Annotated in this window: 5 protein-coding genes; 3 read left to right on the top strand and 2 right to left on the bottom strand. The window is 42.8% G+C overall.

Annotated elements, in window-relative coordinates; all coding sequences use genetic code 11:
• Window positions 1–205: reverse transcriptase N-terminal domain-containing protein (locus F6K46_RS27545; RefSeq protein ID WP_293063180.1), on the bottom strand; the 205-nt coding region annotated here is incomplete at its 3' end.
• Window positions 206–786: 581 nt separating this feature from the next.
• Window positions 787–1,956, bottom strand: a complete 1,170-nt coding sequence (locus F6K46_RS27540) for a transposase (protein ID WP_293063178.1) — start codon at window positions 1,954–1,956, stop codon at window positions 787–789.
• A 517-nt stretch (window positions 1,957–2,473) separates the two neighbouring features.
• On the opposite strand from F6K46_RS27540, the gene sbcD reads away from it, so the two are divergent.
• The 3 genes from sbcD (at window position 2,474) to F6K46_RS27525 (ending at window position 9,310) form a co-directional block, all read left to right on the top strand.
• On the top strand, window positions 2,474–3,697 hold the full coding sequence (gene sbcD / locus F6K46_RS27535) for an exonuclease subunit SbcD (RefSeq protein ID WP_293063176.1): 1,224 nt from the start codon (window positions 2,474–2,476) through the stop codon (window positions 3,695–3,697).
• 385 nt (window positions 3,698–4,082) lie between these two features.
• The gene (locus F6K46_RS27530) at window positions 4,083–4,529 is read left to right on the top strand and encodes a hypothetical protein (RefSeq protein ID WP_293063174.1); all 447 of its coding nucleotides are present in this window, start codon (window positions 4,083–4,085) and stop codon (window positions 4,527–4,529) included.
• 20 nt (window positions 4,530–4,549) lie between these two features.
• A complete protein-coding gene (locus F6K46_RS27525; RefSeq protein ID WP_293063172.1) occupies window positions 4,550–9,310 on the top strand; it encodes a tetratricopeptide repeat protein in 4,761 nt (1,586 codons plus the stop codon).
• The last annotated feature ends 33 nt before the right edge of the window (window positions 9,311–9,343 follow it).

The raw sequence follows: 9,343 nt of genomic DNA, 5'->3' as shown, positions 1-9,343 counted from the left end.
TTTGTTGGGTTACCTTCCTTACCGCTAGCATTTTTCCTGACCAGGACTTCATCAGAGTCTTTTGCAGCTTTCTTACCACTCGAACATCACCACGTTGAGAGGCTTGGTATATCCGTTTTTGCAACTTAAACACAGTTCGTTCTAGCTTTCGCCAATTGACCTGATTCCATTCCGACTGTGGGGCGAACCCCCTAGCTTTAGACATATTGATTGCTACTCATAGCTATACCTTTTCCTATCACGTGAGTCTGTTGGCTTATCCTAGACATTACTCTAGGCTTTGGCTTCTGACTCAATCTCTCCCTCATAGGACTTGCGGCTAACAACCTACTTGAAGACCGACCTCTTCAAGAGTGCCTATGGGGGTTACTTCGTTCCTGACAACCATTCTGTTGAGCTTTTAGAGTGATACTTTCCACCGGGAATTTAGGGAAATCATTATAAGGAAAGCTAACCTTATAATCCTGTTTTATTCCGTTGACTATTTGTCTGTAGCGTATCAGCCTTTTATTTCGCTACGTCAGCATTACGATGGTTTGGCATATCTTCCTTTTGGTACTCATGAGCTCTTTGCCTGCTACTAACACCGTCTTTAGGCTGACAGTGCTTCGCTGTTCGACCCCGCTTTATCCTAGAGCTTGTTATTTCTCAGTGGATAGGGGTAAGGCTGTCACTCGGATTTCACGAGGGTTGGTATTTCACCAACATGGTTATCAAGTTATCAAGGTTTTAACCCTTGTGGCTAGTCTCCCCAATCCTTTGTGGATAAGGTTTATAGCCAACGAATCACACAGCTTTATTACAGACGGGATGCCCCACCGCCAATTTCAATATATTGATCGCCGCATTTATATCTCGGTCTTTTGTGTAACCACAATAAGGGCAATAATGAATGCGGTCTTTTAGTTTTTTGGGTACTTTTGTTCCACAATTAGAACAGTTTTGACTGGTATTTCGAGGATTTACTGCAACCGTGACTAACCCAGCATTCTCGGCTTTGGTTGAAAGTATTGACAGAAATTGCCCCCAGCCAGCATCTAGAACCGACTTAGCCATTCTGGTTTTGGCTAGTCCTTTGATATTAAGCTTTTCATGAGCGACTAGATCATAATTATCTAGCAACTCTTTTGCCGTTTTAAAATGAAAATATTTTCGGGTGTCAGCTACCTTTTTGTGAGCTCTTCCCAGTTGACTTACAGCTTTCTTTTTGTTGTTACTACCTTTTTTAGATCTGGTGACAGCTTTTTGGATTTTCTTGAGTCGTTTCTGAGCTTTCCGGTAATACTGGGGAATTGGTACCTCCGTACCATCGGAGCTGATCAAAAAAGACTTTAATCCCATGTCTATCCCAATAGGGTTTGATGCTTGTTCTATCGGAATTACATTGGGAACGGTGTTATCCTGTAAAGACAATGTCACATAATACCCATCGGCTTTACGTGTGACTGTAGCAGTTTTTATTTTAAATCCATCTGGAATAGGTCGATGGTAAATCATCTTTACCCATCCAAACTTAGGTAGATTTAATTTATTTCCTTGAATAGGATTTTTAGAAAAGGCAGAAAAAGTTAAGGATTTGTATCTGTTTTTGCTTTTGAATCTAGGTCTACCGCTTTTCTTGCCATTACAGTCGCCTTTTAGATACTTTTTAAACGCTAAGTCTACTTTTTTGACGCAATCTTGTAAGACATTCGCATGGATAGCTTTATACCAAGGTCTGTCCTTCTTTAGCTGAGGTAGAGTTTTCTTCTGGGAAAAGTAATCGGGATTATTTCTTAACTCTGGTAAGTGGCAAACTAAAGGACAGGAGTTGATGGAACAACGATTTTGCTCATACCAGTTAAACCTATCAGCAAGCAAGTAATTGTATTGGTAGCGTAACATATCAAGCCATCTCTCTATCTCTGCTTCCTGTAACTTTGTTAACCTTAACCGATATTGATACGCTGTTCTCATTGTTGTCAATTCCTGTTTTTCGACCTATTATTAGTCTAGCAGTCGTAGCAACAAGTGTCAACCCATAATGAAAAATCAAAAGCTTGTAGTTAGAGTTACCGAATTTGAGAAAAGGCAATTACAAGAAGAGGCCGACAGGAGGGGGATGACCTACTCAGAGTTGCTCAGAAGCTTTATAGCTCGTCTTCCTCTCCCGAAAGACTCTGTGCAAAATTCCTCCCTGGAGACGAAACCTGATTGTTAGTGGAGCCTTAATCAAAAAGTTTTAACCCTTTTACCCATAGCCTCCTAACCATAAAGGCGACCCTATCCTTACGGTAACTTTAAACACTCATGCTACGCATGTTCGTTGTGAGGCTCCTTTTGCTAGAAAGCTGAAATTCTTGACCAATAACCCATACATTTTCAGCAACGTTTGAGCAACATGGCTTATCCTATTGCCTCTTGCTAGCATGCCTCTTGCCTTTCCCTGACAGAGTATGTTCATCTATCACATCGAAATTATATATCATCGCCAATGATCAAAATTCTTCACCTATCTGACATCCACATGGGTAGTGGCTTCTCCCATGGACGAATAAACCCTGCTACTGGCATAAATACACGTTTAGAGGATTTTGTCAATACCCTAGCTAAATGTATTGACCGAGCCATTACCGAACCTGTGGATTTAGTTCTTTTTGGCGGTGATGCCTTTCCCGATGCCACACCACCACCCTATGTTCAACAAGCCTTTGCCAATCAATTTCGCCGCTTAGTAGATGCAAATATTCCTACAGTTTTATTAGTAGGAAATCACGACCAACACTCCCAAGGACAAGGAGGTGCTAGCTTATGCATTTACCGCACCTTAGGTGTGCCTGGATTTGTAGTAGGAGATACCATCACCACTCATAAGATTCAAACCGACAATGGTCCGGTACAGGTGATTACTCTACCGTGGCTAACCAACTCCACCCTTCTCAGTCGCCCAGACACCGAAGGTCTAACCCTAGCCGAGGTTAACCAACTCCTGATCTCACGGCTTGAGCCAATCTTAGAAGCAGAAATTCGTCAACTTGACCCAAACCTGCCAACGGTCTTGTTAGGTCATTTAATGGCAGACCAAGCTAGATTTGGTGCAGAGCGCTTCCTCGCAGTTGGTAAAGGTTTTACTATTCCGCTCTCGCTGCTGACTCGACCCTGCTTTGATTATGTAGCTTTAGGACACATCCACCATCACCAGAATCTCAACCACTCCAATGACCCTCCAGTCATTTACCCTGGCAGCATTGAGCGGGTCGATTTCAGTGAAGAGAAGGAAGACAAAGGTTATGTTATGATTGAGCTGTCCAAAGGTCACGTTCAGTGGGAATTTTGTCCCTTATCAGTGCGACCCTTCCGTACCATTGAGGTCAACCTTGCTGAAGCAGATGATCCCCAAAATACTTTACTAAACGCTATTGGTAACGAAACTATTAAAGACGCTATAGTCCGGCTGATTTACAAGCTACGTTCTGAGCAGCTCGACCTAATTGACAATACTGCGATACATGAATCCTTGAGGCCAGCCCACCACTATACCATTCGTCCAGAATTAGTCAGCCAGCTAGCCCGTCCCCGGTTGCCGGAACTGGGTATAGGTAACAGTATTGATCCGATGGATGCGTTATCGACATATCTAGAGAATCGGCAAGACCTCAGAGATATTGCTGCAGATATGCTAGAAGCTGCAGAATGCCTATTAGAGAAAAATCGGTAATTAGTAATTAACCTGAGTTCGGGATCAGCTCAAACCCTTATTTTTTCCTTGGCTGTAACTCCCATGACTTTGTAAAATTAGTAAAAAATGGTCTTAACCCGAACTGACTTTAAGTTACAAAAAGATACATGCTGTTTTGGGCGCGACCTTGGACATAGTTATAAGGTTTTGAGCTTCCAGGAAATGAATCGAGGGTCAATTTCCGACTGTATCAAGCCCTCATTGGCCTCAAAGCCTTATATAGTAAGCTTTTCATAGCTCATGTCCCCCCATCAGGTTAGAAACCGCTATATAGTAATTATTAATTTTTATTATTTGCTTTTATACTTCTAGGATAATTAAGGATAAAATATATAGACCTTAATTATAATTAAAAGTATGGATTATGGATAGTACTTTATTGGTGAAATTTTTAGCGCCCTGTCTGCCATTTCTACTGAAAGCAGGAAATAAGGTAGTAGAAGGCGCGCTTCAAACATTAGGTGAGGATGTTTGGAGGAAAGCGACAGCTGTATGGGGTAAGTTGCAACCGAAGTTAGAAGCCAAGCCATTGGCAAAAGGAGCAGCAGAGGAGTTAGCTAACTCTCCTGATGATCCAGATGCATTGGATGCACTTCAGAGGCAACTAAAAAAGTTACTAGAGCAAGAACCAGAGCTAGCAAGAGATCTAGCCGAGTTGTTGAAAAAAAAGCCAAAGGAAATAACTGAAAAGCCAGGAGCAATAAATGCCGGTGGTGATGTATTGGTTGGCACTAACGATCAAAATCTCAATATGTCAGGAGATCGAAATGTTAATATCGGTCAAGCCAGGGATATACATTTAGGTAATTAGCCTCTTATCCATAAATTGAGATGAATTCAGAAGATTTAAACGCCATATTACGGCGTATTGTCGAAGGAAATCAAACTGATTCAGACCTAGCCGCCCTGCGAGATGTGCTAATCTTTAAAGGAAATCAATATATTGTACAGTTGGGTAGTGGCAACATCAACATCGGTCAAGGGCGTGATATTAAAATTGAAAACAATACTTTTAACCTTCCGGAAGCAGAACTCATCCGTAAGTTTTTGGAAAAGCTTACGACAATTCCTCACAACTTAGCAAGAGTTCGCAGTGGAGCAGTCAAATTTGTTGGTCGAGACCAAGACCTGGAATCGCTACACCAGCAGCTTCAGGATAAGGAGCGAATTGCCATTACCGCTGTGGTAACGGGAATGGCGGGAGTAGGTAAAACTGAACTAGCTATACAATATGCCCTAGGCCAAAAACAACAATTTACCTATCCCGGTGGGATTTGTTGGATACAGGTAGAAGAATCCAACGTAGGAGTACAATTACTAAGATTTGCCCAGTCTCAGCTCAATCTTAATCCTCCAGATAATTGGGAGTTGCGAGACCGCTTGGATTACTGTTGGTCTAGGTGGCAGCCATCGGGTGATGTTCTTATTATCCTGGACAATGTCAGAAATTACGAGGAAATTCAATACTACCTACCCCCTCTAGAACAGCGTTTCAAAGTACTGATTACTACTCGCAAGCTTTGGCTAGCAGAATCATTTGAGCAGCTACGCCTAGAAGTATTGGAGGAAGACACAGCACTAGAACTGTTAGCCTCTTTCATTGGAGAATACCGATTAAAAGCAGAACTAGAAACAGGCAAAAACCTCTGTAACTGGTTAGGGAACTTGCCCTTGGGTTTAGAGCTAGTAGGACGCTTCTTGAAACGCCGCCCCAATTGGACTCTAGCCAGAATGATGGAGCGATTGGAGCAGCAGCGTTTAGAAAGCAAGCCGTTACAAAAAATCTCTCCCGAATCACCCAAAGGGGTGGTAGAAGCTTTGGAATTGAGCTGGAAGGAGTTGGATGAGTTAGGAAAGAAAATAGGATATTTGTTAAGCTTATTTGCTCTGGCTCCGGTGAAGTGGGAGTTAGTGATGCAGTGTCAGCTGGCCGAGGATGAAGAAGAATGGGAAGAAGCCAGAGATGAGCAACTGGTTAATCTCAGCCTAATCAAGGAAACAGAAGGGAAAACTTACCAGCTTCACCAATTAGTGCGGCAATACTTGCGAGATAAACTTGAGCTTCTGCCAGAGGCAAAAACACTCAAACAGAGTTTCTGTAAAGTGATGGTAGAACAATCAAAGTCTATCTCAAATACCCCAACAAAAGAGGAAATAGAACTGATAATACTATCAATACCTCACCTGGCAGAAGCAGCGAAAGAATTACCTGAGTGGTTAGAAAATGATGATTTAATTTGGCCATTTATCGGGCTAGGTAGATTTTATGAAGGTCAGGGATTCTACAACTTAGCAGAGCCTTGGTATAAGGAATGTTTGGAGGTTAGCAAACGCAGGCTGGGAGAAGAACACCCAGCTGTGGCAGAAAGCCTCAAAAACTTAGCAGGATTGTATGAGTGCCAAAAGCGATACGAGGAGTCTGAACTCCTGTTAAAGCAAGCCTTAGAACTGAATAAACAGTTACGAGGAGAAAAAAGCCCAGATGTAGCAAGTAACCTCAACGACCTAGCTTATCTTTACTATGGGCAGGGGCGATACGAGGAAGCTGAACACCTCTACCTGCAACTAGTAGGACCGAGGCCAATCTATAAACAAGGACCAATAGACCTGGCATGCACTTTAAATAACCTTTCTTTACTTTACATTAGTCAGCAGCGATACAAAGAGGCTGAACCCCTGTTAAAGCAAGTCTTGGAGCTAAGGAAGCAGTTACTAGGAGAACAACACCCCCATGTGGCACAAACCCTTGACAACCTCGCAGCACTTTACTCAAGACAGGAACGATACGAAGAGGCTGAATCTTTGAATCTGCAAGCTTTAGAACTGTATAGAGAGTTACTAGGAGAGAAACACCCAGATGTAGAAATTTGCCTTGGTCAGTTGGCTAATCTGTACACAATCCAGGGGCGATATGAAGAAGCTGAACCCCTGTTTAAGCAAGTCTTAGAGATCAGGAAGCACTTACTAGGAGAACAACACCTAGATCTGACAGAAATCCTCCTCATGTTGGCAGGAAATTACCCAATGCAGGGGCGATATGAAGAAGCTGAATCCCTGTTAAAGCAAGCCTTAGATATAAGAAAAAAATGGCTAGGAGAACAACACCTAGATCTGACAGAAATCGTCCTCATGTTGGCAGGAAATTACGCAATGCAGGGGCAATACCAAGAAGCTGAACCCCTGTTTAAGCAAGCCTTAGAGCTGTATAAACAGTCCCTAGGAGAACAACACCCTTGTGTGCCACAAACCATCCTCATGTTGGCAGGAAATTACACAATGCAGGGGCAATACCAAGAGGCTGAACCCCTATTTAAGCAAGCCTTAGAGCTGTATAAACAGTCCCTAGGAGAACAACACCCAAATGTAGCAGCAACTCTTAGTACTCTTGCTAATCTATATGAGAAACAAGAACGATACCAAGAGGCTGAACCCCTGTTAAAGCAAGCCTTAGAGCTGTATAAACAGTCCCTAGAAGAACACCCAGCTGTGGCAGCAACTCTTTGTAATCTAGCTAATCTATATGAGAAACAAGAACGATACCAAGAGGCTGAACCCCTGTTTAAGCAAGCCTTAGAGCTTTATAAACAGTCCCTAGGAGAACAACACCCAAATGTAGCAGCAACTCTTAGTAATCTAGCTAATCTATATGAGAAACAAGAACGATATAAAGAGGCTGAACCCCTATTAAAGCAAGCCTTAGAGATAAATAAAAATTTGCTAGGAGAGCAAGATCAACCATCTGTATCAGTGAAAGAAACAGCCCTGGAGTTGTTAGCTTCCTTTATCGGTGAGTCAAGACTAGAAGAAGAACCAGTAGAAGCTTCTCAAATCTGTGACAAACTAGAGTATCTGCCACTAGGTCTGGAGTTGATTGGATCCTTTTTGAAGAGACACTCAGATTGGAAGTTAGCAAGGGTAGTACGGGAACTCGAGCAAAGCCATCTCAAATTACTGAACTCATCAGGAGAGATAACGACAAATAAAGGGGTAGAAGCAGCATTGGAGTTAATTTGGAAAGATTTAGACTCTCAAGCTCAGTTTTTAGGATGTTTCTTGAGCCTGTTTGCTTTAGCTCCGATTAAATGGACAATAGTGGAGAAGAGTCTACCTCCAATTAATACTGATCATAAATCTATCGTACAGCGTTGGTTTCCAACATTTTCACGCTTATTCTCAGGCTTGGTTTCAGTACTGATTCCTTCAATAAGGAACAAATCACGATTGATTAGAGATTGGTATCAAGTGATAGAAGAAACTCTCTTAAGTTTTAATCTGGTTGAGAAAACTGAGAAAGGATACTATCAACTTCACCAATTAGTACGGCAATACTTTCGAGATAAATTAGAACAAATGCCTTTAGCAGAGGCACTCAAAGAAATGTTTTGTATCTCAATGGTAGAAGAAGCACACTCTCACCCAGTAGAGCATCAACAAGAGCAGTTGGAAACAATAGCACTAGAATTATTACCTCACGTAGCTGAAGCGGCAACAGAACTAAAACAGTGGCTAGAAAATAAATATTTATTCTATCTCTCTATTTGGCTGAGTAGATTCTATCATGTTCAGGGATTGTACAAGAAAGCAGAGTTTTGGGGTAAGCAATGTTTGGAGATTAGCCAACAGATTTTTGGAGAAGACCACCCTAATGTGGCAAACAGTCTAGACAACCTGGCACAACTGTACGAGAACCAGAGACAATACACAGAGGCTGAACCACTCTATCTGCAAGCCTTAGAGATGAGGAAACGACTACTAGGAGAAGACCACCCAGATCTGGTAAACAGTCTAGACAACCTGGCAACACTGTACTCTAACCAGGGGCGGTACTCTGAAGCTGAAACCCTCTATCTGCAAGCCTCAGAGATGAGGAAACGACTACCAGGAGAAGACCACCCAGATCTGGCAAGCAGCCTCGACAACCAGGCCAAACTCTACTCTAACCAGGGGCGGTACTCTGAAGCTGAAACCCTCCATCTGCAAGCCTTAGAGATGAGGAAACGACTACTTGGAGAAGACCACCCTAGTGTGGCAATCAGCCTCAATGACCTGGCTTTACTGTACAAGAACCAGGGGCGGTACTCTGAAGCTGAACCACTCTATCTGCAAGCCATAGAGATGACGAAACGACTACCAGGAGTATTCCAGTTTGATCTAGCAACCAGCCTCCACAACCTGGCAAGACTATACTCTGACCAGGGGCGGTACACAGAGGCTGAACCACTCTATCTGCAAGCCATAGAGATGACGAAACGACTACTAGGAGAAGACAACCCTAATGTGGCAAACAGCCTCCACAACCTGGCAGAACTGTACTCTAACCAGGGGCGGTATACAGAGGCTGAATCCCTTTTTCTGCAAGCCTTAGAGATTAATAAACGGCTATTCGGAGAAGAGCACCCTGATCTGGCAACCATCCTCTATAACCTGGCAACCATCCTCCACAACCAGGGGCGACAAACAGAGGCTGAATCCCTCTACCAACAGGCCCTGGAGATTGCTGTTAAACAATTAGGAGAGGAACATCCGATCACTCGCATTATTTTAAAGAACTTGAAGGAACTATTAAACGAAAGCGGAGAAACATGGAATTAGCTGAGATAGTCAGCCTCAAGTTCACGATTGAGA

It is taken from the genome of Moorena sp. SIO3E8 (assembly GCF_010692445.1).
In the GTDB taxonomy this organism is placed as follows: domain Bacteria; phylum Cyanobacteriota; class Cyanobacteriia; order Cyanobacteriales; family Coleofasciculaceae; genus Moorena; species Moorena bouillonii.
This window is presented reverse-complemented; position numbering and strand designations above follow the sequence as displayed.